Source organism: Streptomyces sp. NBC_01775, from assembly GCF_035917675.1.
In the GTDB taxonomy this organism is placed as follows: Bacteria; Actinomycetota; Actinomycetes; order Streptomycetales; family Streptomycetaceae; genus Streptomyces.
In genome coordinates this window covers 6137318-6162360 of the sequence record NZ_CP109104.1, presented here as the reverse complement: position 1 = coordinate 6162360, position 25043 = coordinate 6137318, and the positions used below count along the sequence as shown (strand labels likewise).

22 protein-coding genes and 3 pseudogenes are annotated in these 25043 nt (G+C 69.6%); 13 read left to right on the top strand and 12 right to left on the bottom strand.

All coding sequences use genetic code 11. The features are described 5' to 3' along the window. Window positions 1-45: 45 nt before the first annotated feature. Window positions 46-513 (bottom strand): winged helix-turn-helix transcriptional regulator, encoded by a 468-nt coding sequence (locus tag OHB04_RS27485; RefSeq protein WP_326690321.1) that lies wholly within the window; start codon window positions 511-513, stop codon window positions 46-48. A gap of 104 nt (window positions 514-617) precedes the next feature. On the opposite strand from OHB04_RS27485, the gene OHB04_RS27480 reads away from it, so the two are divergent. The 5 genes from OHB04_RS27480 (at window position 618) to OHB04_RS27460 (ending at window position 5360) form a co-directional block, all read left to right on the top strand. Further along, the gene (locus OHB04_RS27480; RefSeq protein ID WP_326690320.1) at window positions 618-1118 is read left to right on the top strand and encodes a PaaI family thioesterase; all 501 of its coding nucleotides are present in this window, start codon (window positions 618-620) and stop codon (window positions 1116-1118) included. A gap of 937 nt (window positions 1119-2055) precedes the next feature. Next, complete coding sequence (locus OHB04_RS27475; protein ID WP_326690319.1) at window positions 2056-2319, top strand: hypothetical protein; 264 nt, start codon at window positions 2056-2058, stop codon at window positions 2317-2319. Between the two features lie 200 nt (window positions 2320-2519). Then, a complete protein-coding gene (locus OHB04_RS27470) occupies window positions 2520-3050 on the top strand; it encodes a hypothetical protein (RefSeq protein WP_326808524.1) in 531 nt (176 codons plus the stop codon). A gap of 139 nt (window positions 3051-3189) precedes the next feature. Continuing rightward, window positions 3190-4692, top strand: coding sequence for an MFS transporter (locus OHB04_RS27465; RefSeq protein ID WP_326690317.1), 1503 nt, complete (start codon window positions 3190-3192; stop codon window positions 4690-4692). Between the two features lie 5 nt (window positions 4693-4697). After that, complete coding sequence (locus OHB04_RS27460; RefSeq protein ID WP_326692936.1) at window positions 4698-5360, top strand: HAD family hydrolase; 663 nt, start codon at window positions 4698-4700, stop codon at window positions 5358-5360. Window positions 5361-5458: 98 nt separating this feature from the next. On the opposite strand, the gene OHB04_RS27455 is transcribed toward OHB04_RS27460, so the two are convergent. Continuing rightward, a complete protein-coding gene (locus tag OHB04_RS27455) occupies window positions 5459-6070 on the bottom strand; it encodes a TetR/AcrR family transcriptional regulator (RefSeq protein WP_326690316.1) in 612 nt (203 codons plus the stop codon). A 117-nt stretch (window positions 6071-6187) separates the two neighbouring features. Between OHB04_RS27455 and OHB04_RS27450 the strand changes: the two genes are divergently transcribed. Then, window positions 6188-7207, top strand: coding sequence for an aldo/keto reductase (locus OHB04_RS27450; RefSeq protein WP_326808523.1), 1020 nt, complete (start codon window positions 6188-6190; stop codon window positions 7205-7207). Between the two features lie 405 nt (window positions 7208-7612). Continuing rightward, complete coding sequence (aroQ, locus tag OHB04_RS27445) at window positions 7613-8227, top strand: gamma subclass chorismate mutase AroQ (RefSeq protein WP_326808522.1); 615 nt, start codon at window positions 7613-7615, stop codon at window positions 8225-8227. Window positions 8228-8350: 123 nt separating this feature from the next. On the opposite strand, the pseudogene OHB04_RS27440 reads toward aroQ, so the two are convergent. The 3 genes and pseudogenes from OHB04_RS27440 to OHB04_RS27430 all read right to left on the bottom strand — a co-directional run. Next, window positions 8351-8494 (bottom strand): annotated as a pseudogene (locus tag OHB04_RS27440) (ISL3 family transposase); the annotation flags it as partial. Between the two features lie 144 nt (window positions 8495-8638). Further along, a pseudogene (locus OHB04_RS27435) lies at window positions 8639-8960 on the bottom strand (hypothetical protein); the annotation flags it as partial. Further along, entirely contained in the window at window positions 8929-9339 is a 411-nt protein-coding gene (locus OHB04_RS27430; protein ID WP_326690313.1) for a RidA family protein, read from the bottom strand. The gene OHB04_RS27430 and the pseudogene OHB04_RS27435, both read right to left, overlap by 32 nt. A gap of 79 nt (window positions 9340-9418) precedes the next feature. Here OHB04_RS27430 and OHB04_RS27425 point away from each other — a divergent pair, with 79 nt between their 5' ends. After that, a complete protein-coding gene (locus OHB04_RS27425; protein WP_326690312.1) occupies window positions 9419-9796 on the top strand; it encodes a winged helix-turn-helix transcriptional regulator in 378 nt (125 codons plus the stop codon). A gap of 10 nt (window positions 9797-9806) precedes the next feature. On the opposite strand, the pseudogene OHB04_RS27420 reads toward OHB04_RS27425, so the two are convergent. Further along, window positions 9807-9960, bottom strand: a pseudogene (locus tag OHB04_RS27420) (transposase); the annotation flags it as partial. Window positions 9961-10271: 311 nt separating this feature from the next. Here OHB04_RS27420 and OHB04_RS27415 point away from each other — a divergent pair. From OHB04_RS27415 to OHB04_RS27400, 4 genes are all read left to right on the top strand, one after another. Then, the gene (locus OHB04_RS27415; protein WP_442814961.1) at window positions 10272-10826 is read left to right on the top strand and encodes a snapalysin family zinc-dependent metalloprotease; all 555 of its coding nucleotides are present in this window, start codon (window positions 10272-10274) and stop codon (window positions 10824-10826) included. Between the two features lie 199 nt (window positions 10827-11025). Beyond that, window positions 11026-12876, top strand: a complete 1851-nt coding sequence (locus OHB04_RS27410) for a sulfatase family protein (RefSeq protein ID WP_326808521.1) — start codon at window positions 11026-11028, stop codon at window positions 12874-12876. 179 nt (window positions 12877-13055) lie between these two features. After that, entirely contained in the window at window positions 13056-13739 is a 684-nt protein-coding gene (locus tag OHB04_RS27405) for a response regulator transcription factor (RefSeq protein ID WP_326809535.1), read from the top strand. Between the two features lie 58 nt (window positions 13740-13797). Next, window positions 13798-15219, top strand: coding sequence for a HAMP domain-containing sensor histidine kinase (locus OHB04_RS27400; protein WP_326808520.1), 1422 nt, complete (start codon window positions 13798-13800; stop codon window positions 15217-15219). Window positions 15220-15387: 168 nt separating this feature from the next. Here the strand turns inward: OHB04_RS27400 and OHB04_RS27395 are convergent, their stop codons facing one another. The 3 genes from OHB04_RS27395 to OHB04_RS27385 form a co-directional block, all read right to left on the bottom strand. Continuing rightward, window positions 15388-16194: a DeoR/GlpR family DNA-binding transcription regulator gene (locus tag OHB04_RS27395; RefSeq protein ID WP_326808519.1), complete on the bottom strand. Its 807-nt coding sequence runs from the start codon at window positions 16192-16194 to the stop codon at window positions 15388-15390. 34 nt (window positions 16195-16228) lie between these two features. After that, entirely contained in the window at window positions 16229-17284 is a 1056-nt protein-coding gene (locus tag OHB04_RS27390) for an NAD(P)-dependent alcohol dehydrogenase (protein WP_326808518.1), read from the bottom strand. 490 nt (window positions 17285-17774) lie between these two features. After that, window positions 17775-19388, bottom strand: a complete 1614-nt coding sequence (locus OHB04_RS27385) for a serine hydrolase domain-containing protein (RefSeq protein ID WP_326808517.1) — start codon at window positions 19386-19388, stop codon at window positions 17775-17777. An 83-nt stretch (window positions 19389-19471) separates the two neighbouring features. Here OHB04_RS27385 and OHB04_RS27380 point away from each other — a divergent pair, with 83 nt between their 5' ends. Further along, window positions 19472-20125, top strand: coding sequence for a TetR/AcrR family transcriptional regulator (locus tag OHB04_RS27380; protein ID WP_326690306.1), 654 nt, complete (start codon window positions 19472-19474; stop codon window positions 20123-20125). A gap of 189 nt (window positions 20126-20314) precedes the next feature. Here the strand turns inward: OHB04_RS27380 and OHB04_RS27375 are convergent, their stop codons facing one another. The 3 genes from OHB04_RS27375 to OHB04_RS27365 form a co-directional block, all read right to left on the bottom strand. Beyond that, the gene (locus OHB04_RS27375) at window positions 20315-21634 is read right to left on the bottom strand and encodes a cation:proton antiporter (RefSeq protein ID WP_326808516.1); all 1320 of its coding nucleotides are present in this window, start codon (window positions 21632-21634) and stop codon (window positions 20315-20317) included. Between the two features lie 326 nt (window positions 21635-21960). Continuing rightward, window positions 21961-23379: a type VI secretion protein gene (locus tag OHB04_RS27370; protein WP_405807355.1), complete on the bottom strand. Its 1419-nt coding sequence runs from the start codon at window positions 23377-23379 to the stop codon at window positions 21961-21963. Between the two features lie 137 nt (window positions 23380-23516). Beyond that, on the bottom strand, window positions 23517-25043 hold the full coding sequence (locus OHB04_RS27365) for an SCO6880 family protein (RefSeq protein ID WP_326808514.1): 1527 nt from the start codon (window positions 25041-25043) through the stop codon (window positions 23517-23519).

Here is a 25043-nt window from a genome sequence, read left to right as displayed (position 1 = left end):
CTGAAGTCTCACCACTGTCCGGCCCGCGACTGCGGGGTCGACGGCTCACGACCGGAGGCGGGCGCCTGTTCCCAGCCGGGCGGTGACGTCACGGGGAGTGAGGGTGAAGTGTTCCGTGGAGCACTCGACGACGACGCGGACCGGGGCGTCGCATTCGGTGTGGCGGACATCCAGTACAGGACCCTCGGAGCCGAGGGTGTATGCCTCGCCCCACTGGGTCAGCGCCATCAGAACGGGCCACAGGTCCCAGCCCTTGCGGGTCAGGCGGTATTCGTTGCGGGAGCGGCTGCCCGGCTCCCGGTAGGGGACGGTCTTCAGGATGCCGGCCGAAGTCAGCTTGCGGAGGCGGTCGCTGAGGACGGCTTCCGACAGGCCGATGTGGCAGTGGAAGTCGTCGAAGCGGCGGACCCCGTTGACAGCGTCACGCAGGATCAGCAACGTCCATTTCTCCCCGATCACGTCGAGCGTTCGCTGGACGGGGCAGTTCTCCGTGCTCGCCTCAAGCCACTCCATCCCCCCATCGTACGGAGCTGCCTTCGCCATTGACAGTCAGGTGAGCGAAAGCCTAGCTTCACTCGAAAAAGTCAGCTGACAGTCAGAGGGAAGGGCGCTGGACCGTGGGGCGAACGCGTACGTATCACTGGGACGATCCCGCGATCTCGGCGGAGGCCGCCGGGCGCATGGCCGGCATCGACTTCCTGCGCGAGGTGCAGGCGGGGCGGCTGCCGAGGGCGCCGATCAGCTACACCGTCGACTTCGCCCTGGACGAGGTGGAGCCCGGCAGGGCGACCTTCTCGCTGACACCGGGCGAGGAGCACTACAACCCGATCGGCAGCGTCCACGGCGGCATCTTCGCCACTCTGCTCGACTCGGCGGCGGGCTGCGCCGTTCAGTCCACCCTCCCGCGGGGCATGGCATACACCTCGCTCGACCTGACCGTGAAGTTCCTGCGGCGGGTCACTGCGGATACGGGCCCGGTGCGCGCCATCGGCACGGTCGTCAGCAAGGGCCGCCAAACCGCTCTCGCCCAAGCGCAGTTGGTCGACGCGACGGACCGACTGCTCGCCCACGCCACCAGCAGTTGCATGCTCTTCCCGGTGCCCGCCCCGCAGGCGTGATTCCGCGGGCAGGGGCCCTCGGTCCGTGGATGGCAGCCGGGACAACGAGGGGTGCATCGAAATTCCGCTCGGCGGCGGCCCGCCGCCCCCTGGTGCCTCGTCAATTGTGAGGCTGGTGTGTCGCAGCCGTGCCTGGGTGCCCGGGGGGGGGGGGGGGAGAGAGACGTTCCCCCCCCGGTACCGGGTGCTCTGCTCAGGCGATGTGGGTGGGGTAGCCGGTGTAGCCGGCCTCGCCGCCGTGGAAGGTGGCGGGGTCGGGGGCGTTCAGGGGTGCCGCCCCCGCCGCGGACTGTTCCCATCTGCGTCGAACCTGTCCGGAGGCGCTTCGAGCACTGGACCTATTCGATTATTTGTTCACATTCAGGCCAGCGGCACCAGCCGGGTCCGCCCCTCCACCGCCACTACGGCGCAAATGCACAGGTCAGCGCCGCGTGCACGACCAGCCATGTTTTGCGGCTCCTGCCGGGGGCACCAACCTGTGGCTGTCCATGTCATGGAAAGCCGCAGGTCAAGACCGTGCTTTTGCCAGAAGGAGCGCCTTCTATGCGCGTCCCCCTGGGAGGCGCATGCTGTGAGCGATGTCATGCAAGACACATTCCCGTCGAGTCCTGACTCGCGCACTCACCTCGGCCAAACGGGGCGCCGTCACTCGGCGGCAGCTGCGCTCCGCCGCGCGGGCCACCGAGCCGGGCGACTCGAGCGCCGTGCCACGCGTTGCCGCGCGGTGGACTCAACGAGCACCACTGCACCACCTGACGATTTGGACAAGGCATTCCTCGCTCTCGCAGCTGCTCCCCGTACGCTGCGCCTTCCCCCGCACCTGGTATGCGGGCAAACCGCAGCGGACGCCTGGCCGGCAGACAGGGTGCGCGCCCGGCTGGCACATCCAGGGGCATCGACCGGTCCGAGCAGCTCTGGAGCGAGGTGGTTCACCACCGTGTCCAAGACCTGGGCGAGCCCTGGCCTCTGGTCGGCGGTGGGCATGACCGTTCCCGCGCTCCGTCGGACGCTGCGCCGACACCGCTTCCCCAAGTACCTGGAGCGCGCAGAGGTCGAGCAGACGGCGTTGGCTGCCGTCACCGCCGCGCTTCGCGGTCTGACGGCAGAGCAACCAGAGCCGCACCGGGCGCTCTTCAACGTAGCCGGTGATGAACCGGAACTTCGAGGCCCCGCCCGATACGGGGTGGCCTCAGTCGGCTGAGTACGTACGCGTCTCGCCGAACGCACAGACCTCTCGGGGCAGTAGCAGGCGGCGCCGCAGGCTGCGTGTGGGCGCCTGGTGGTCGACGCGCGGCTCCCGTTCGGCGATCCTGCCGAGCAAAAGCGGTACTCCGCCGGCTCCGTGCGCCGCCGCGACCCCTCCCCTTGGGCCGATAGTTGCCTGACTCATACGGTGGGGTGATGGGTCTGTTTCGTCTGCTGCGTCTGCCGGGTTTCAAGGAAGAGGTGAAGCAACCCGCCGCGGGTGTGCAGCCGTGTCCCGTGGAAGAGGTGAAGGCCGCCCTGTTCGGCCTCAACGGCCCGGACGTTCCCTGGGCCGTACGCGACGGCGCCCCCGAGGGCGCCGACCTCGTGGCGGAGTGGCGGCTCGCGGAGCCGGCCTTCCGGCACTTTTTCAGTCTGAGTCAGCTGACACGCACCCTGACGATCCGGATGCGTTTCTTCCCCGAAGAGCGCGAGGTCCGGGCCATCGAGGAACAGCGGGAGATCACCTGGTACGGGGACCCGCCCCGGATGAAGATCGGGCATCAGGCGAGCCGGGGGCCCGGGAGGTCCTTGTCCAAGGACTGGACCGTCGAGCGAGGTCCCGATGGCCGTCGCCGGTTGCAGGAGTCGTTCAGCTTCGACAGTGCGGATATGAAACGGCCCGTGCGAAGCACCATTCTCGAAGAGGGATGGATCTGGCGCAGTCTGTTGTCGGGGGATTTCTGACCAGGAGCGATGAGTTCAGGCACCTGCCAGAAGCCATGGTTACCCCGGGGGGAGCCCCGCGTACGAGGCTGAAACTGTCAGCGAACGCGGCGTCCGAATTCCGCCGGTCACGCTCCGGGACACCCAGCACAGTGGAGCCATGGAGGAGACCGTCACCGATACCGGGCGCGCCGGCGCGAGGTACTGCCCGGAGGAAGAAGGCACCCCCGGCGAGCGGTGGGTCCTGCTGGGTGTGCTGCTCTCCGGGCAGTTTCTCGCCAACGTCGACGTCGCGATCGTCAACACAGCCGCGCCGTCCATCCACCAACGGCTCGGGGCCACCGACGCACAGGTCGCGCTCGTCGTCTCCAGCTATGTGATTGCGTTCGCCGTCCTGCTGATCACGGGGGCCCGGCTGGGCGCCGTGCACGGGCAGCGCCGGATGTTCCTGTGGGGGCTCGGCGTCTTCACCGCCGCTTCCCTCGCCTGCGGCCTGGCGCCGGGCCCCGCCACCCTCGTCGTCGCCCGGGTCGTGCAGGGCGTGGGGGCCGCGCTGATGGTGCCCCAGGTGCTCAGCGGTATCCAGACGCACTTCCCCGGCCCCGAGCAGCGTGCCCGCGCGCTGGGCTACTACGCGCTCGCGCTGTCCGGCGGCGCCGTGGCGGGGCAGTTCCTCGGCGGTGTGCTGATCTCGGCCGACCTGTGGGGGAGCGGCTGGCGTCCGATCTTCCTGATCAACGTGCCGCTCGGGCTACTGCTCGTCCTGGCCACGCTGCGGTGGATGCCCCGGGACGTGCGTACGGCAGAGGGGCCGCAGCTGGGCGAACTGGACCTGCGCGGCGTGGGGTTGCTGTCGGTGGGTGTCCTGTTGGTGATCGTTCCGCTGGTGCTCGGCGGCGACGCGGGGTGGCCGTGGTGGGCGTGGGTCTGTCTGGGGGCAGGTGGACCGGTGCTCGCTGGATTCGCCCTGTACCAGAGCCGATTGGCCGCCCGGGGTGGACGTCCGCTCGTCGCGCCCGCCGTGGTCGCCACGCGCTCGGTCCGCTGGGGCCTGGTGGCGTTCGGGCTGACCGTCTCGACGTACTTCGCGCTGCTGTTCGTACTGGCGCTCTACCTCCAGCAGGGCCTGGGCAAGAGCCCCGAGTACTCCGGCATGGCGATGCTGACCTGGGTGGCCGCGTTCGGGCTCGCAGGGCCCGTGCTGCCTCGCGTGCCGGAGCGTCTGCGGCGGATGGTGCCGGTCGTCGGCTGTCTGCTGCTGGCTGCCGGTTACGCCGGGGTGTGGGCGTACCTCCTGGCCGGGCAGCGTTCGGGGCCGCTGCTCTTCCTGCTGCTGGCGCCGGGCGGGCTGGGCCTCGGGCTCGGCAACAACGCGCTGATCGCACACATGACCTCCGCGGTCCCGGGCCGTTACGCCGCCGATCTGTCCGGGGTGATCAGCACCAACGGGCAGATCAGCGGGGCGCTGGGGGTGGCGGCGCTGGGCAGTTGGTACCTCGCGCTGGCGTCCGGCGGAGCCGCCGCGGCGGCGCACGCGCTCCAGTGGGTGGTGGCGGGCTTCGCGGCGCTCGCGCTGTGCGCCGCCGTGGCAGCGCTGCGCGCGACGGGCACGACCGCCGAAGAGGGCCATGTACGTACGGGAACACTGGGAGAGATGACGTGACGACGATGACGGACACGACGGACACAACGGCGGTGGACAAGGTCGCGCTGTTCGATCTGGACGGCACCCTGGTGGACACCGAGCCGAGGAGCCGCGCCGCCTGGGCCATGCTGTTCGCGGCGCACGGGGTACCGGTCGAGCCGCACACGCTTGACGCCTTCGCCGGGCGGCCGGGCAAGGAGGCCATCGGCGCGCACCTGGCCGCCTTCCCCGGGCGCACGGCGAAGGGGCTCTACACCGAGGCGCTGGCCTACTCCGCCCGCCCCGACATGCCGCACGCCAGACCCGTTCCGGGCGCCGTCGACCTGCTCACCCGGCTGCGCGCCGCGGGCGTACCGATGGCCGTGGTCACCTCCGGCACCAAGGAGTACGCGCACAAGGAACTGGCGGCGCTCGGCGTGCTCGACCTGCTCGACGCCCTGGTCACCGCCGATGACGTCGAGCGGGGCAAGCCCGATCCGGAGGGCTGTCTGCTCGCCTGCACCCTGCTCGGCACCCGGCCCGAGCATGCGGTGGTCTTCGAGGACGCCCCGGCCGGCGTCACGGCAGCACGAAAGGCCGGGGCCTTCTGCGTGGCCGTCACGGTCACCCAGCCCGCAACGGCGCTCGCCGACGCGGACCGCGTCATCCCCGACCTCACGGGCGTGACCTGGCCCATCGTCCCGTGACGAACGGAGGGCGGACGGAGCCGGAACCGAGGGCCGGAATGCTCGTTGCGGCTGTGGCAGTGCCGTACGTAGGCGTCGGTCTTCGCCGTACGCAGGCGTCAGTCTTCCGGTGGCGCCGCCACGCTCCCGTGGGGGGTGAGCAGGCCGTCGATGAGCACGGCGACCATGCGCTGGTGCCGATACGCGGGCTGCTCGACGGGCACGGGCATGCACAGGTTGGCGATGGCGTACAGCACGTCATGCGCGGTGACGTCGTCGCGGGCGACCCCGGCAGCCGCCGCGTTCTCGAGCAGCACGGCGAGCGTGGGGCCCACCTTCTCCAGGAAGTAGCCGGGCAGCTCCTTGTAGGCCGGATCGCCCGAGTGCAGGGCCGGGGCAAGTCCCCGCTTGGCTCCGAGGAACTCGGTGTACCGGCGCAGCCACGCGGCCAGGGCGTCGGCCGGCTTCTGGGTGGCGCTGAGCTGCGGGCCCAGGGCGGAGACAGCGTCGATCCCGCTTTCCACCACCGCCTTGACCAGGTCGGAACGGAGCGGGAAGTGCCGGTAGAGCGTCCCGACTCCGACTCCGGCGAGGTCCGCGATTTCCCTGGCGGGCGCATCGACACCAGAGGTGTCGAACACGGTCACCGCCGCCGCGATGAGGGCGTCGACATTGCGCTGCGCGTCGACGCGTTTGCGGCGCGGTGCTCCACCCGCTGACGTATCGGCCATGATGCCTCCAGTTGCACAACCGGAAAGCCTTTCCGTATATTTATATGGAACGGCTTTCCGGTACACGGCAGCCTAGGGCATCCGACCGAGGCCTGCCACGACGCAGGAGGATCTCCCATGCAGTACCGCACCCTGGGCCGCACCGGCATCAAGGTGAGCCCCTACGCGCTGGGCACCCTGATGTACGCCACCCGCATGGGCAATGAGCCCGAGGAGTCGGCGCGCATCATCCACAAGGCGCTGGACGCAGGCATCAACTTCCTCGACACCGCCGATGCCTACGCCGATTCCGAGGAAGTCGTCGGCAAGGCCCTCAAGGGGCGCCGTGACAACGTCGTGCTGGCGACCAAGTTCGGCCTCCCGATGGGCGAGGACCCCAACCAGCGCGGCACCTCCCGGCGCTGGATCATGACGGCAGTCGAGAACTCGCTACGCCGCCTACAGACCGACCACATCGACCTCTACCAAATCCACCGCCTGGACCCCACCACCGACACCGAGGAGACCCTCTCCGCGCTCACGGACCTGATCCGCAGCGGCAAGGTCCGTGCGATCGGCTCGTCCACCACTCCGGCTTCCGACATCGTCGAGGCGCAGTGGGTCGCGGAGCGCCGGAATCTGGAGCGCTTCCACACAGAGCAGCCGCCCTACTCCCTCCTCAACCGCGGCATCGAGCGCGAAGTCCTGCCCGTCGCCCAGCACTACGGCATGGGCACCCTGGTGTGGGGGCCGCTCGCGCAGGGGCTGCTCACCGGCCGCGTGCGAAAGAACCAGGAGAACACCCTGATCCGCGCGGGCTTCGTCAAGCACGTCAGCGACGAGCACCGCATCGACGTCGTCGAGCAGCTCATCCCCCTCGCCGAGGAAGCGGGCATGCCGCTGACCCACCTCGCCATAGCCTTCACCATCGCCCACCCCGGCGTCACCAGCGCCATCATCGGGCCCCGCACGATGGCCCACCTCGACGACCTCCTCGCCGGCCTCGACATCCGGCTCGACGACGACCTCCTCGACCGCATCGACGAGATCGTCCCACCCGGCACCGACATCGGCACCCTCGACCAGAACTACACCCCACCCGCCCTACAGACCACAGGCCTGCGCCGCCGCCCCCTCGACGAACGCGCAGCCGCCTGACAGATCCCCGCTGCTGGACGGGTTCGTGCCCGTTCGCCGGTACACCGATGTTGTTCGGCATCGCGGGGACAACGATGGGCAGGGGCAACAAGCGGAACGGCAAAGTCATGTCACCCGAGTTCGCTGCCTTGTGGGCCCAGCACGAGGTCGCGGTCCGCCGGGGGCCGCAAGCGCGTCAACCACCCCGCACTGGGCACGGACAGCGCCGACAAACTCGACCTGCTCCCCGTCATGGGGACCCAGCTCACCGACGCCCCTCGCCGACCTACCCTCACGCCGACCGACCCCACGCCGACCGACCCCCACGAAAGCGGCAGGCTCACCGTCCGTCGCCGAGGCGGTGCGCTCGGAGCTCGACAACCAGGTTGGGGCGCAGTACATGATCTGCGAGAAAGGCAGTTCTCAATGTTCACTCAAGGCATCTCCTCCCGGCTGTTCCGTGCCGGGCTTTCCTCCTTGGTGACCGCTGGAACGGTGGCGGTCGGTGTTGCCCCCGCGTCGGCATCGCCTTCCCGGCATGTCGCGGCGGGCAGCGAGCTGACACCGCTGGTCGGCCTCGCCGCTGAGCGGATTCTGCTCGCCGACAAGGTCGCGGCGGCCAAGTTCGGCACTGATACGCCGATCGAGGACCCGGAACGGGAGCAGCAGGTACTTGACCAGGCCAAGGCTCTCGCCATCGAATCCGGTCTTGACACGCGAGAGACTGTGGAGTTCTTCCGGGCGCAGATCGAGATGAGCAAGGTCGTACAGCAGGGTCTGTACGAGCTCTGGACGGAGCACCCGGAACTGGCGCCGAAGAAGCGCCCCGACCTGGCCACCGAGGTGCGGCCGGAACTGGACCGGATCACGGGCGAGTTCATCGACCAGCTCGCGACCACGGAGAATCTGCGTGGTGGAACTCTTCGGTGCCGGGTCTCCCTTGTTCTCGCCGAGAAGTCCGCCGCTCATCAGCACGACCTCGACCGTCTGCACGAGCGCGCCCTGCGGGGAGCGGTCGAGCCGGTGTGCGCCGACTATTGAGGGTTTCGGTCCGTCGTGACGGCGTGACGGCGTGACGGCGTGACGGCGTGACGGCGTCCACGTCAGGCCGATTCCGGCGGTGAAGCCGCCGAGCTACTGGTGTGCACCTCCAGCAGCTCGGCGAAGCCGCCCTCCCTGGAGCCGCTTTGTCGCCGCGTCGATCGCCTCCGTCGGAACATTGGACGTGCCTGGCCGGCCGAAGCGGGCCAGCACGTCGTCGGCTCTCTTCCTCAGCGTCCGTCCGAGCGCGATGACCTCGCTGAGTGCCGTCGTGGCCGCGAACTGATGGTCAAGCTGACCGACTCACTCGGCAGCTGCGTTCCGACTCCTCGGTATGGTCGAAGGCCGTTGCGGTCATGGCCCCTCCGCTCAGCGCGCGTGGCCTGCGACGCGCCGCCCACCGCGAGCAGGACCGCCCCCGCGGCACCGGCAGCGACGTACGACGACCTCCAGCGTCGTCGGTCGCCGGCCCAGTGGCTCGTGGGCCGACCGCCGCACGACCGCGTCTCGCGCAGCACCTTCGCAACCGCAGCGACGACACCACTGATCTGGTTCAACGCTGATCTGGTTCACCACTGATCTCGTTTCAACGACGTGGCTGGCAAGGACCACGCGGCCGGTTCGAGCCGCTGTGCGGTCACTTCGAGACCAGTTCGTCGAGTCGGCGGAAGGCGGTCAGAGCTGCGCCGGTGAAGCAGTGCTCACTGCGAGATCGCGGTTGCCTCCAGTTCAACCAGCACGTCGGGTTCGAAGAGATAGTCCACGCCGATCAGCGATGCCGGAGGAAGGGGCTGGGGCAGGGCGAGCTCCTCGACCACCGATTCGATCCCGGCCATGAAGGGCCCGATCTTCTCCGGCGCCCACTGGGTGACGTAGAAGGTCAGCCGGACTACATCCTCGAAGGAGGCATCGGCTCCGGCGAGGGCGCGGGCGGTGTTGCGCAACACCTGCGCCACCTGCCCGCTCAGGTCACCAGGTGCGACCGGTGTGCCATCGCCCAGTCGCGCGATCTGACCGCTGATATGGATGTGACGCGACCCGACAGCTACCGCGACGTGGTGGTAGGGCGTGTGCGGCTGAAGGCCGTCAGGGGTGAAGCGGGTGACAGGCATCGTCTCTCCTCTACAGCAGGACAATCGGTTTACTATTGATACCTAGTTGACGGAGGACACTTCAAGGAGACCTGGTTTCATGCGGGATACCGCCACCCCACGTGCCAATGAGCTGCGTATCGACACACCGCACCGCGAGTTGCTCGACCAGGTACTCGACAAGTGGTCGCTGAGCGTGCTCAACGAACTGTGCGAGCGCCCATGCCGCTTCAACGAACTTCGACGCGCGGTCCCCGCGGTGACGCAGAAGTCGCTCACGGCGACGCTGCGACGGCTCGAACGCAACGGCATCATCGAACGCCGGGTTGTGGCGACCCGTCCGGTCGCCGTGGAGTACCGGATCACCCCCTTGGGCAAGACCCTGCGCTCCCCGATCGACGTCCTGCTCGAATGGGCCGACGCACACATGCCGCAGATCGAGCGCGCCCGAGAGGCGTTCGACACCGAAGCCGAGTAAGACCGTGTCCGAGCCGGTGCGGCACGGCCTCATGCAGGCGACCCCGGACACTGGCTCTCGACCAGGTCAGGAAACCGGCGGTGAGCGGTCGACTTCGGTATGCCGAAGCACGGCGGCAGAGCCCGCCGGGCGCAGCCGCTGACCAGCACGTGGACGATCGCCGATCGCCGCGAACAGCGGTCCACACGTTGCGGAGATCATCTCGTCGCGAGTGCGGCCTCGCGGCCAGCTGTGACGCTCAGCGCCAACTCCGGGTAGTGGCCGGCGCGGGCGTCAGTGGTCCTCGATGACGCTGACGGCGGTGCCGTTCTCATTGAACACTGCCGGTGGGACGAAGGGCCCGCGATCGACGGGGGTCGCTGTCCGCCCACTTGACGCACGCGGATGGATTGGCACGGGTGCGGGCGGGGCAGATGCGTTCATGCGTATGTCATGAGCATGATTCAACTCTTTCCCCCCCCACAGGAGGATCACCGTGACACTCAGAAACGCCGCGCGGGCACTGATCACCATGCTCGTGGTGGCTCTGCCCTGGACCGTCAGCCAGGCGTCCGCCGCACCCGCGCCCCCATCGCACGCCGCCGCGGTCGTCTTAACGTACGACGCGACGGGGGCTGCGGAGTTCGTCGACGCCGTCGACAGCGGCGCGGCGGTCTGGAACGACAGCGTGGCGAACGTCCAACTCAAACCAGCCGGATCGGGCGACCGGGCCAACATCGAGATCCTCGCGGACGACGGCTGGCCGCGCGCCCAGACCACCAGCCTGGGCAACGGCACCGTCTGGATGGGACGTCAGGCGGTGGACGAGGGCCACGACACCATCCGCATCGCCGCGCACGAACTCGGCCACATCCTGGGGCTCCCGGACATGAAGCCAGGGCCGTGCAGCAGCCTCATGTCCGGCGCCTCCGCCGGGACCTCGTGCACCAACCCCAACCCCGACGCCAGTGAACGGGCCGCCGTCGAGGACAACTTCGCCGCCGCCAGCCTCAGCCCCACGGCGTACGCGCCTCGGATGTACCGGGACTGACCGGGCTCTCCCCCATCTCGTCATGGGCACGGTGCCACGCTCCGCATACGGGGCGGGCACCGTGCCCACTCTGGTTGACGCTCGCCGACGATGCCCGGCCGCCATGGGTCGCACGGCACGACAAGCCGGCCGCCGAGAACTGAGCGTATTCGTACGCGGGCTTCACACTCCTCGAACATTCCTTCCGGACACTGGGCCCATGAAGACCACGAGCACCGCGCAAGCCGCGGCGAGGACCGAGAAGGGGACAACGGGGAGGCGCCGACGCCCGGTCGTCGCCGTGCCGACCGCTGTGCTCGGTCTGCTTCTTCTGCTGCTGCCGGCCGCCACCGGGTGCGTCGGCGTCCAGGGCGACGACTCGCAGGGCAAGAAGAAGCGGCCCAACGTGCTGATGGTGATGACCGACGACCAGTGGCTCGAATCGATGAGAGCCCTGTCCAAGACCCGGAAGCTGTTGGGCGACGAGGGCGTCACCTTTGACCGTTTCCACCCGTCGTCGCCTCTGTGCTGCACCTCGCGATCGACCTATTTGAGCGGGCAGTTCGCGCACAACAACGGCGTACGGCACAACTCCGTCCCGCAGGGTGGCTACGACAAGCTCAACGAGAAGAAGACGCTGCCGGTGTGGATGCAGAAGGCCGGCTACGCCACCTCGCACATCGGCAAGTACCCCAACGGCTACGGAAAAAAGGACCCGAAGCACGTGCCGCCCGGCTGGGACGAATGGCGCGGCTCGGTGGACCCGACCACGTACAGGATGTGGGGCTACCAGCTCAACGAGAACGGGAAGCTGCACACCTACGGGAAGTCCGACGAGGAGGACCCGAAGCTCTATCAGACCGATGTGTACCGCGACAAAGGTGTCGACTTCATCAAGCGCAAGGCCGAAGGAGACAAGCCCTTCTTCCTGAGTCTCGCTTTTCTCGCACCGCACGGGGAGCTCCTGAAGGATAAGGACGGGAAGCCCGGGAAGAAGGGGAAGCCCCGGAACAAGGGGAAGGCCGGGAAGAAGGCCGGCTCGGACGACCACCCGAAATCCGGGCGGGCCTCGCGTCCGGCCGTCGGGCCGGCTCCGCGTCCGGTCGTCGGGCCGGCCCCCCGTCCGGCGCCCCGCCACAAGGGCAAGTTCGCGAACGAGGAGCTGCCCGAGAACCCCGCGTACAACGAGAGCGACATGCGGGACAAGCCGCGGTTCCTCCAGAAGCGCCCGAATCTGGACAGTCAGACCACCGAGGAGATCACCGAGAGCTACCGGGGACGGATGGAATCGCTGCTGGCCGTGGACGAGGCCGTGGAGAAGCTGATGAACACGCTCAAGTCCACCGGCCAACTGGACAACACCTACGTGGTGTTCACCTCCGACAACGGATTCTTCTTCGGCGAACACCGCGTGCCCACGGGCAAGTTCCTCCCGCACGGCGCGTCGGGACAGGTACCTCTGGTGGTGCGCGGCCCTGGCATCGAAGCGGGGCAGCACTCGAAGGAGCTCACCAGCAACGTCGATCTGGCCGCCACCATTTCGGACATCGGCGGTGCGGACCCGGACCTCGCGCTCGACGGGCGTTCGCTGCTGCCGTACGGGCGTGACCCCCGCAAGAGCAGCGACAGGCCGGTGCTTCAGGAGATCGCGGAAGGTGCCCGCCGCACACCGGTGGCTGCCCCGGGCCACGGCAGGCCCCGGGCCGGGGGGCCGCCGAACGACGATGTCTCCGCGGGGCGGGCCGCGGGAGCCGGGGACCTCGACATGGACGGCCCCGCCTCGCCCGCCCTGGAGCCGCGGGGGAAGAAGAAGCGGAAGCCCCCCAGGGGGCAGGAATATTCCGCGGCGTACGAGGCGATCCGCGCCGGCCACTATCTCTACATCCGCTACAGCGCGGGCGGCCGGGAGCTGTACGACCTGGAGTCCGATCCGCACGAGTTGACCTCACGCCACAACGATCCCGGCTACAAGAAGGTCCGTACGTTCCTCGATCAGCGGCTGGACAAGCTGCAAGGGTGTGTGGGCGAGGAGTGCCGGGAGGAAATACCGCAGGTTCCCGATCCCGAGTGAACTGCCGTGCGCCGGAGTGCGTAGAGGTCACCGGGCAGGGGGTCGGCCCCTGCCCGGCGTCTCTCGGTGGAGAGCCGTCTCTTGGTGGAGAGTCGTCTCTTGGTGGAGAGTCGTCTCTTGGTGGAGAACCGCCGGAAGGGAATGAGTGGAATGCCGCGACCAGTTGAGGAGAGAGACAGCTGACCGGGCAGAACCGCGGTCTCGTACTGGTCGTCGAGGACGAGCGGGCCATCGCCGAGCTGGTCCGCACATATCTGGTACGCGACGGCTTCTCCGTCATCATCGAGTCGACCGGGGAGGCGGCGCTGGCAACCGCGCGCCGCCACCGGCCCGTCGCGCTGATCCTCGACATCATGCTGCCCGACATGGAAGGCACCGAGGTGTGCCGGCGGCTGCGCGGCCGGCAGGACTGGACGCCCGTGCTGTTCCTCACCGCACGCGACGAGGAGGTGGACCGTCTGCTCGGCCTGGAGCTGGGCGGCGACGACTACATCACCAAGCCCTTCAGCCCACGGGAGTTGGTGGCTCGGGTGCGTGCGGTGCTACGACGTACCTCGGGCGTCGTCGCCGAGGAGATCCGCTGCGTCGGCCCCGTGAAGGCCGACATGCCGCGCCGCCGCGTCTTCGTGGAGGACGGGCCCGTGGAGCTGACGGCCACCGAATTCGATCTGCTCGCCCATCTGCTGAAGAGGCCGGGACGGGTCTGCACACGCAGCGACCTGCTGGCCGCGGTGTGGGGGCACCGGTCCGATGTCGGGGCGCGGACCGTCGATGTGCACATCGCGCAGCTACGGGCCAAGCTGGGCCAGGGAGCAGGAATGATTCGGACGGTACGCGGTGTCGGATACAGCGTGGAGGAGTGAACCGGTCACCGGCGCGGGGCGGTGGTCCAAGTGGCCGCTGATCGGCCGCGCCGACCGGATGACTTCCCGAACCGTGCTCGTCACTCTGCTCGTCGCACTCGTATCGGTGTTCGCCACCGCGGCGGCGGGGGTGCCGCTCATACGTCAGGCCGCGACCACTCACGCGCGGGAGTCACTGCGCGAGCAAGCGGACGTGGCCGCGACCATGCTCGCCGCGCGCGAGGGCCGTCCCGCCGGTGTGCAGCAACTGGGGCGGCTGATGCGCGGCAACGGCATACGTTTCTCGCTCGTACATGCGCACACCCCCGACCGCGCCTGGGTCCCCCCGGCCGCGATGCGCCGGCTCGGCGAGGGGAAGCCCGTGCACAGCCGTGTCACCCGGAACGGCGAGGATGTGCTCTTCGAGGCCCGGCCGGTCGGAAGAGCCAGCGGCGTCGTGCTCGCGCAGCGGGTCTCCGCGGCCCGCGGGGAGACGCTCGGACTGCGGCTGGCGCTCGCTCTGGCCGCCGGGGCGCTCGCGGGTGCCCTCGCGGGGGTGTTCCTGGCCAGGCGGCTGTCCCGGCCGCTGCGGCAGGCGGCACGGACGGCGGACCGTATACGGCAGGGCGACCGCGGCTGCCGCATGCCTTTGACTCCGCCCGTGGAGGTGCGCGAACTCTCCAGCGCCCTCAACGAGTTGTCCGCAGCGCTGGAGATCAGCGAGCGGCGCCAGCAGGACTTTCTGATGTCCGTCTCCCACGAACTGCGTACCCCTCTGACGACCATCCGCGGCTACGCCGAAGCGCTCGCCGACGGCGTGCTGTCCACGGACGCGGAGACCGCGCAGGGTGCCGGGCGCACCGTACTGACCGAGGCGAAACGCCTCGAACGGCTCGTCACCGACCTCCTCGCACTCGCCCGTCTCCAGGCGGACGACTTCGCCGTCGAACGGGAAGAGGTCGATGTCACCGCACTGGCAGCGGCGGCAGTGACCGCCTGGCGTCCCTCCCTGGAAGGCACCGGCACTCAGCTGCGCACCGAACTGCCGTCGCGTTCCGTGACGTTGCACACCGATCCGGTACGCCTGCGGCAGGTGTTGGACATCCTGATGGAGAACGCGAGCCGCGTCGCGCCACACGCGCCGCTGGTGGTAGCGCTCGCTGAGGAGACGGACGCCGGACCCGGCGCCGGAGAGCGGGACGCGGGTGGTCACGTGGCGCTCTCGGTGCGCGACGGCGGTCCCGGTCTGACGGATGAAGACCTCCGGGTGGCCTTCGAACGTGGCAGGCTCCACCAGCGCTACCGGGCCAGCCGACCGGTCGGCGCGGGCCTCGGCCTCGCCCTGGCGGCACAGCTGGTCGACAAGCTCGGCGGCACGCTCACAGCCGCTCACGCGCCGGAAGGCGGCGCCCGCTTCATCATCCGGCTGCCGGGCCCCCGCTGCCCTGACCTCTCCGTATCCCCACCCGCTGCGGCCCCGGGTGCGAGGCGGAGACCGTGAGCCGCCGGGTTCGCCGACGACCAGGTCGAGGACGACCATCCCGTCCGCCCGCACATCCCGCACCTGCTGGTGTGGTCCCTCTCGTCCGCGCCGGGCGCCGACACGCGTCTTCGGAAGGTTCGCCGAGATCCTCCCGGCAGGTCCTGGGTGTCCCGGACAGCCGCGGTATCACGAGGGGTGCTCGCCAGGGTCGACGATTTCCACCGGGGTGTCGAGGCCACGGATGGCGGTGATCTCCTCGTCGGGGGTGAGGGTGTCGGTGAGTACCGAGTGGTAGGCGGTGACGGTGCCGTACGCGTGCGTGGCGGTCTTGCCGAACTTCGAGTGGTCCACCAGGAGCAGGGCTCGGTCGATGGAGGCCAGCATGGCCTCCTTGACCTCGACATACTCCCGAACGGGGTGGAAGAGCCGCCCTTCGAGGACGGCGGAGGCGGACATCAGGGAAAGGCCGGCGTGTATCCGGGACAGGACGCGGGCGACCTCCGGCCCGGTGCAGGAGTTGTAATCGCTGTGGTAGTGGCCGCCGAGCAGGGTGACGTCCACACCGGGCAGGGGCCCCAAACGCTGTGCCAGGCCGACCGAGTTGGTGACCACGGTGAGCTGGTCGATTCCGGCCAGCATGCCGGCCAGGGGGTAGAGGGTGGTGGAGTCGTCGATGAGCACTGTGCTGCCGGGTCGGATCCACCGGGCCGCGGCAGCGCACAGGGCGGTCTTGGCCGCCAGGCCGACGCTCTCGCGAAAGCGGGTGGCGGTCTCCATGGTCAGAGCGGGAAAGGCCACCGCCCGCCCCCGTTCCTTGCGGAGCAGGCGGCGCCCGGCGAGATCGTCGAGATCCCGGTGAACGGTCATGAGGCTGACGTCGAACCGGGCGGCGAGGTCGTCGATTCGGATCTCGCCGTGTTCGACGACGTATCTCAGGACGTTCTGCCGGCGTTGCTCGACGGCGGCCTGGGAAAGCCGTGTCCTGGCCGGCACGTGGCTCTCCTTCCCCTGCGGCTCCGGGCGGTGGTCACCTCGGCTGCGGACACACCAGTGGCTTGATCGTCGCATGGTCCCGGGCACCCGCGGTGAGTGCCCGCTCGGCTTCCTCCAGACCGTAGCGGTGGGTGACCAGCCGGCCCAGTTCCACTTCCCCGGAGGCCGCCAAGGCGATGGCGGTCGGCCAGGTGTTGGCGTACCGGAACGTGCCGGTGAGCTCGATCTCGAAGTTTTGCACGTGCGCCAGCGGCAGGGAGATGGAGTCGCCGCCCATGCCCACCAGCACCGCCCGGCCCGCCCGGCCCACGGTGCGGATCGCCTCGTCGACGGCGGAGGGGACGCCGGAGCACTCCAGCAGGACGTCGGGTTCGAAGCCGGTGTCCGCGAGGCGGGTGGAGCGTACGTCCACGGTCGCGGTGCTGCCGAGCTGACGCGCCAGGTCCAGGCGGTGGGGTGCGACGTCGGTGACGACGACCTCGGTGGCGCCGAACGCGCGGGCCGTCTGGGCGGCGACCAGCCCGATGGGGCCCGCGCCGGTGACCAGGACCCGCGAGCCGGGGCCGACGCGGCCCTTGCGGCACGCCCACACGCCCACGGACAGGGGCTCCAGCAGGGCCGCGGTCTCGGCGGTGAGCGGGGCCGGCGCGGGGTGGGCGAAGTCCTCGTCCACGGCGACGTACTCGCACAGGGCGCCATCGACCGGGGGTGTGGCGTAGAAGGAGACGTCGGGGCAGAGGTTGTAGCGGCCCTGACGGCACTGGGCGCAGCGGGCGCAGGGCACGCCCGGTTCGAGGGACACGAGCTGTCCCACCTGGTGGCGGAGCGTCCCGGGGCCGAGGGCCACGACGGTTCCGCCGGGTTCGTGGCCGAGGACCAGGGGGGCGGATACGACGAAGTCGCCGATCCGGCCGTGCCGGTAGTAGTGGACGTCAGAGCCGCAGATGCCGACCGCCTCGATACGGACGAGGACCTGGCCGGGGCCGGGCCGCGGTACGGGGCGTTCCTGGATCTGGAGTTCTTCCGGGGCGCACAGGACGGCGGCGCGCATCGTGGACGGGAGGTGCGAGGGCAGGGCGGTGGCGGTCATTCTCCGGTCACGGCTCCCATGGTCAGGCCGGTGACCAGCCACCGGCGTACGGCGAGGCCGACGAGCATCATCGGGACCACGATGACGGTTCCGATGGCGGTCAGCTGCCCCCACCCGGAACGCCTGCCAGGGCGTGCGGCCCGCGACCTGGGCTCAAGGGCGGCGTCGGTGATCTGGCGGGGGGAGGAGGCATGGCGGACGTCCCTTGGGAGTCGTCGGCGCGAACGGCACTGGGCAGCATTGTTAGCAGAAGACACCCATCCTGTTAACACATTTTGCGTGAAAACTTTTGCCCCCTGCCGTTCCGGCGTCTAGCCGCGCGAGCCGGTCCGGCCACCACGGGCGGCGCCCCCGGCCATGGAGACCCGCGTGATCGCTGGCATCGGCGAGAGCTTCGTCGATCCGGTGCGGCCCGCGCCGCACCTTCACGCCGGAACCGGTCAACCCGGCGGTCACCCGCCGATGTCGACGCGGGCCTTCCGGCCTCGCCTTACGTGTGGCGGGCCGTCGCGCTTGTCCCGAACGGTGATCCCCGCCCGGTGTCCGGTCGGGCGCGGGGGGCGCGGAGGGCGCGGATCACGAGGATGAGGCGGAGGACGATGGTCGCCGCACCGGCCGTCGCCGCGACACACACGGCGATGAAGGTATCGGGTACCCAATTCATCATCTCGCCCAGGCTTATTCGGCTGACGAGCAGCGCCGAGGCAATCCAGGGCAACGCGCCCGCCAGGCACCAAAGGGAAGTCAGGACGGTACGGCGCAGCGGAGAGGAGTGCGTCGCCGGGCGGCGGAGGAGCAGGGCGGAGCGGCCGGCAGCCAGGATCAGGGCCAGGGCCAGGGCGGTGGTACCCCAGACGGTCATGTAGTAGCTGGACGCGGATGCGCCGCTCGGCGCCGACCCACCCGCGAGCATGCGGGCAGCGCCGAAGCCGACTTGCATGACCGCATCGTCGTGGAGGAGTCCGTGCAGGTTCTGCTGAACGACGATGGCGATGTTCTGCTTCGGCAGCAGGAACAGCATCGCCGAGTAGCCGGGGGTCGCACCGGTGTGCCAGATGGCGTCGTCGAGCGGCGCGTCCAGGCCGCCGACCCGCCAGCCCATCCCGTAGCCGGTTCCCGCGCCGGTGGGCCGCAGCTTGCCCTCTTCGCGCATCATCTGCGCGGATTCGGGGGTGAGGACGGCGTCGCCACCGGCGGTCCTCCCGGAGCGGAGCTGGAACGACGCGAAGGCGGCGAGGTCGCTCAGGTCGCCGCCCGTATAGCCGTAGCTCGCGCCGTGGTTGTCCACGCCGTCGGCGATCGCGGCCGGTTTGCCCCAAAGCAGCTGGTGCCCCGGGGGGAGGCTCCGACGCCGGGCGGATGCCTGGTCGACGATGGCACCGTCCATGCCCGCCGGGTCGAGCACGCTCCGTTTGAGGTAGTCGGCGAAGGGACGCTTGGTGACGGCCTCGACCACGGCGGAGAGGACGAGGTAGTTGGCGCTGGTGTAGGCGTACTTGGTGCCGGGCGGGCCGAGCGGCTGCACATCGTCCAGGTCACCCACGCGCTCCGCGGGACGGGGGCAGTCAGCGTCGAAGCAGTCGGCGACCTTGAAGGTGGCCGACTCGGGGATGCCGGCGGTCTGGTTGAGCAGGTGGCGGACCGTCACCCTGGACGCGTGCTCGGCGCCGCCGAACCGGAAGCTCGGCAGGTGGTCGACAATCCGGTCGCCCAGGCGGAGCCGTCCGTCCTGGACGAGGGTCATCACAGCGGTCGAGGTGATCGGCTTGGCGACCGAACCCCACAGGAACGGCGTCCGGGCCGTGACGCGCTCGCCCTGCCCGTCGGTCCCCCAGGACCGCTGGTGGATCGGGCCGTCGGGCCCGACCACCGCGTAGGAGATTCCGGGTGTGCGGGTGGCCTCCATCCGGTCCCGGACGTAGGCGTCGATCGCGGCGTAGCGGTCGGACCGCGCGGAGGCTGAGGCGGCCGGGGCGGCCGGGGGGGCTGGGGTGGCTGAGGCGGCCGGGGTGGCTGGGGCAGTCGGGGTGATCGCAGCACAGAGGAGCAGGCAGAACAGCAGGATCACCGTTCTCGCGGCGGAGCGCCGTGGGCGGATGCGCATCGGGATTCCTCGCAGGGTCGCAGGGAGGTGATGGATAACCGTATGGCTATACGGTTTTTACCGTACACTGATACGGTTATCAAGTGCCAAGGACCGCAGACCATGAAGGACGCCGACGTCAGATCGCTGCCGCTGTCTGCGAGCTCATCTCCGAACACGGGCTCGACGCCGTCACTGTCGCCCGCACGGCCGCCACCGCCGGAATGTCGGTCGGGCTGGTGCAGCACTACTTCCGCACCAAGGACGAGATGCTGCTTCACGCGTTCAACGAAGTCAGCGCACGCATCCGGCTCCGGGCCGAGGAACGGATCCGGGCCGGCATCGAGCACCGGCGGCCCATCGCGCGGGTCACGGCCGGGGTGTTGGCCGAGTTCATCCCCCTGGATGAGACCCGCCGCACCGAATTCCGGGTCACCAGGGCGTTCGCCGGCCGTGCGCTGGACGCCCCCGCCCTCGCCACGGTCGACGTCGAGACGGCACAGCGGTTGCGCGAGGACATCGCCCAGGCTGTCCACAACGGCAAGGAGTGCGGCGAGGTCGAGGCGGACGTGGACCCGTGGCCCGCCGCCATCCGCCTCACCGCCGTGACGGAAGGGCTCGCGATGCAGATCTACCGCGATCCCGCCGGGGCCAACGGGGTGCCCGCGGCAGAGCTCTCGACGTCGATCATCGACGCCGAGCTCGCCGCGGTCTTCACCGGAGAGTGCCGCCAGTACGTCGGGCGCGCCGACGCGTGACCATGACAGGACGAACGGAGTGCGGGAGAGCCGGCACGCGATCGCCGAACAGTCCGGGAACCACCGGATTCGGCCCGCCACCAGATCGTCATCGGCGCCGGCAGCGTGGGAGCTCTCCGCACTGCCGCGAGCCCGGCCGGAGCAACCGGCCAGAGACCGGTGGAGGCGCACGGTCGGCCTCTTGAGGCTTCAGCGAACCGCCGCCTTCTCGAAGCCGGGGTCTTTCGCGAGCGCCCGGATCAGCCAGGCTCCGGCGAGCTGCGAGGTGAGGACGGACAACAGCACCAGCGCCACGAAGAACCGTTCGTTGATCACCCCGGCGCCGAAGGTCACCGTCGCCAGGACGATGCCGGGGCCGCCGCGGGCGTTCATCGCCACCGCGAAGTGGACTGACCACGACGCACTCCTGCCGGACAGGCGGGCCCCCAGCCATACGCCGCCGAACTTGATCACGCAGGCCAGAAGGAACAGCCAGGCGAAGAAGGGCAGGTCCAGGTCGTGTACGAGGTCGAGGCGGAAGCCGACGAGAGCGAAGTAGACCGGCACGAAGAAGGCCAGCGCGAATCCCCGTACCGAGTCCAGACCGGGTGACCCGGCCGCCTCCCTCACCTCCCCGGCCTCCTCCCGGTCGGCCATGGCGATGCCCGCCATCAGTGCGCCGAAGACCGGATCGATTCCCAGAGCCAGGCAGCACAGGCAGAGCATGAACAGGAACATCAGACGGAACGCCGCCGGGCTGTGCCGCTCCAGCACGCTCAGGGGACCTGAGACCAGCCCTCGGAACGCGGCCCGGCCCCCCAGGAGAAGGAGTGCGAAGAACAGCAGCGAAGCGGCCGTGTAGTAGGCCACCTCCCAGCCGATCAAGTCGGCGGGGAGCAGGGCGGGCAGGCCGTAGGCGGTGTCCGCCTCGATGTGGGCGATGCCGAGGATCACGGCCAGGACGATGTAGAGCAGGACGTCCTCGATGACGGCGACGGTGAGGATCGTCCTGGCGAAGAGGCTGTTCAAGATGCCCAGATCAAGCATGATCCGGGAGATGACCGGGATGCTGGTCACCGCGATGGCCAGAGCCAGGACCAGGGAGATGCTCATGGCCGATCCGTGCGGGCCCGCAAGATCGTCGGGATCCACCAGTCTGCCGATGACCAAGCCTCCCGCGAACGGGATCACCAAGCCGCTGACGGTGGTGAACAGAACGGTCCTGCGCTCCACGCCCCGGCTGCTCCGGGACATCTCCAGACCGGCCAGGAAGACCATGAGGATCATGCCGAGCTGATAGACGCCGCCCAGGACATGGGCGGTGGGGCTGGAGGACGGCGCCAGCCAGTCGGTCGCCGACGGGGCGACCAGGCCCAGAGCACTGCCCCCGAGCAGCAGCCCGCCGACGATCTCACCGATCACCGGCGGCTGGCGCAGCCGCGCGAAGACGTACCCGCCCAGGTGTGCCGCCACAAGAAAGACCGTCAGCACTATCAGAATTCTGGCCACTTCTGCCACCGTCAAGGACATGAGCCCGCCTCCGACTCGTAGAGGGAAATGGGGCGTGCGCGTACTCGCGGCGCGGGAAGTCCCCAGCGGGCAACGGCCTCAGCAGCAGCGATGAATCTCGTGCTGACGCACTACGATGACTGTGGCCACCGGCACCACTAAGAGTGACCCATGCACTCAAATGAGTGACAAGAAGTTCATCGTGCAAACCACCCGTACGGAGGACGTACTGGTCGTGGACGACGGGCTCGCACATGCCAACTCCCTTTGGCCCGACGAGCGTTGGCGGGATTCGCGAGGCCGGTGTCCAGGCCTGAGCCGGAAGGGGATGAGCTCTTCAGGGCCCCTCACACGACCATCTTCTCGTCGGTCTCGAACAGCCGCTTCTCGGTGGCGGAGAGCATCAGTTGGACCGCGTGGGAGCCGCCGCCGCGACCGACCTTCCACAGCGCCCGGCCGCGCTGGCCCGCGCCCCAGGACGCGATCAGCTCGCATTCGGCGTCGGTCAGGCTGATGGCCTCGCGGGTGAGGTTGAGCGGCTTGGTGTCCTGCGCGAGCTGGACACGGGTCTCGCAGGAGGCGATCAGATCCTTGGCGATGGCGACGGCCTCCGAGCCGGCCGCGCCGACCGCTTCGAGGTCGCTGAGACGGTGGGTGGCGAGCACCTGGATGGTGCCTGTCGCACGGGACAGCCGCAGGTCCGCGTCGATCTTGCGGACCATGGCGGCGCCTCCGCTGCGCATCTGCCGCCACAGCTCGTCCCGTACCACGATCCAGGGCAGCCCGGGACGGTCGATGGCGGCCTGGGCCCAGGAGGAGACGCAGGTCAGCACCATCGCCACGGTCTCGTCCCCGTACTGCTCAAGGGCGGAGATGTCGACGGACTGGATCGGCGCGTCCCAGTCCAGCGAGATGGAGGTGTGCTGGTCGAACAGACCTCCCAGATGGCCATGGATCATGCCACCGAGGGCGGAACGGATGGAGGCCATCTGCTCCCGCGCGGTCTGTACGTCCTCGCCGCGCACCCGCAGTTCACGCGCCATGCGCTCGGTGGGGTCCTTCAGCACCAAGTAGACACGCGGCAGGGTGGGAACCTCCCGGCGGTGTTCGTCGGCGTCGGCCAGCTCCCCCGTCACCTCCCGTACCGCGATGTCCAGGCACTCCTCCTCCTGGGGCAGGAGGTTGCGCCGCAACTGGAGCTCCAGCAGGGCCTTCAGCAGGGTGAGGCGCCGGCGGTGGATCTCCTTGAGCCGGGCACGGAGCATCTCCCGATCGGTGATCTTGTGGAGGTCCTCCCCCAGCGGTCCGGCGTCCAGAGGGTTGAGACGGCCGGGCAGTCCGGGGCCGAGCCGGACCGGCTCCACGCCCAGATGACGGCAGAGCTGCCGGTACTCGCCCTTGACGTCGCCGGCGATCAGTGTGCGCTGGCCGAAGGCCATCAGCCTGAAGCAGAGGGCCTTGATGTGGGCGCTCTTACCGCTGCCGGGGATGCCCGTGATCATGACGTTGGGGTTGGTGCACAGCCCCTCGCCCACCCAGGCCGCCGGGTGGGCGGAGAACGCCTGCGCGGTCAGGGTGTTCCAGCCCATGTAGGCGCCGAGCGGCGGCAGGCTGCCCGCGTGCAGAAAGGGATAGATGCCCGCGGCCCGCGCGGTGTCGGCCCGGAACACCTCCGGCCGCAGGAGCGAGGCGGCCCGTCCGGCGAACGGCTGTCGCCACCCCTTCCTGGGGGCCACACGCATGGCCCCGTCGGGGTCCTCCAGCATCCGGGCGCGCCGCAGTTCACGTGCGGTGGGCTGAGGGGCGGGCGGTGACGCCTCCGAGTTGATGTCGATCAGGCCGGCCAGCGGGGCGGCTTCGAGCGTGGTGTCGTCGATCCGGCGGCGGTTGAGAGAAAGACGCATCAGACGCCCACCCGCCGGTCCGGCAGCCCGTGGCCCAGCGGCAGCGCGGCGGCTGCGAAGCCCGCGTCCTGGGCACCCCACACCCGCCGGATCTCCAGGCCGGCGGCTGAGGCATCGGCCTGGAGTTCCGCGCAGGCGATCTCCAGTTCGTCCTCGTCCATCACGGTGACGGCCAGCAGACAGCTCAGCCGGAGCACGCCGTGACCGGCGGCCCGCGCCACATCCTGCGCGCGGGCGGTCATCGACTCGCGGCGCTCGTCCTCGGACTCCGTCCGGCCGGTCTTGGAGCGCAGCTGCCGTGCGGCGTCCCGCTTGGCCTTTTCCCGCGCCAGCTCCTGGCGCGCCTTGACGGGGCCGATCGGCTCGTACACCAGCGACAGCGAACGGCGGGCGTTGCGCCGGGGCCTCAGCAGGGGCTGGAGGAAGGTGGCGTACACCTCGGACTGGGGCAGCCCGCGCACCTGGTACGAGACCGTCCATGCCCCGTCGTGCCGGTACACGCCCCAGCTGGTCTCCGCCGCGGCGGGTCCGGCCACCGCCGGATCGAGGCCCGGCGGGGCGCCCTCCCAGGTGGATTCCTGCGCGGCGTTGTTGCGGGCGGCGAGCATCAGCTGCGACTCCGGGTCGTAGGCCGTGCGGATGGCCTGGGCGACCTTGCGGGGCGTCAGCATCTCCTCGACCTGGAGACCGGCGCTGCTCAACGCCCCCTGCATGGCGTGGATCTCACGGACGAGGACGGCGGCTGCGCCGATCTGGCCGCCACCGGCTGCCCTGACCGCCAGGCGTGCGCGTGCGGAGGAGAACGTGAGGGACAGATAGGTCTCGCGGATGGTGGCCACCGGCCCCGCGCCGACCATGAGTTCGTCCAGGGCCTGTATCGCGGCGGGCGGGGCGTCGGAGGTGATGTGGCGATCGGTCCATGACCTGAGCTCGGTCCCGTCGTCGGGGAGGGAGCGCTGGTGTACGGCGATCCTGGTGATCGCCCCGTCTTCCTTGCACTGTGAGCGCAGGAAGGCGGCCCACGCGCCGACGCGGGTGTTCTGCTTGTCCGTGTCGATCAGCGCCAGGCCGGGGAAGCCGATTCGGGCGATGGCGGTGTAGGTGCTGTCGACCGGGTCGTGGACGACTCCGAGTTCCCCGCCCAGCCCGTCGGGCGCGTTGAGGATGCGCAGACGGGCGAGGACCCCGGGCAGGTCCATCGGCTGTTCCCCGGTCCTGGTCCGGGGAGCGAAGGCGCCGGAGAGGAAGAGGTTCTTCTTGGTGGCCACGGCGATCTGATGCCTCACTGCGAGAATGATCCATTGGTCCGCTGACAGCCCCAGGACGCGCCCGAAGGCGAGGGCGAGCAACAGCAGGGCGAGCGGAAGGGAAACGATCGTCGCGGACCAGCTTCGCTGGTAGAGCGGGATGAGCCCGATGACGGTCGAAGCCGCCACCAGGGCGAAGCCGGGCCCCGACAGGTTGCCCATGAATCCGCTGCGTTCGGACTGCCAGCCGCCGTAGGTGACGGGCTCTGGGACCGGCAT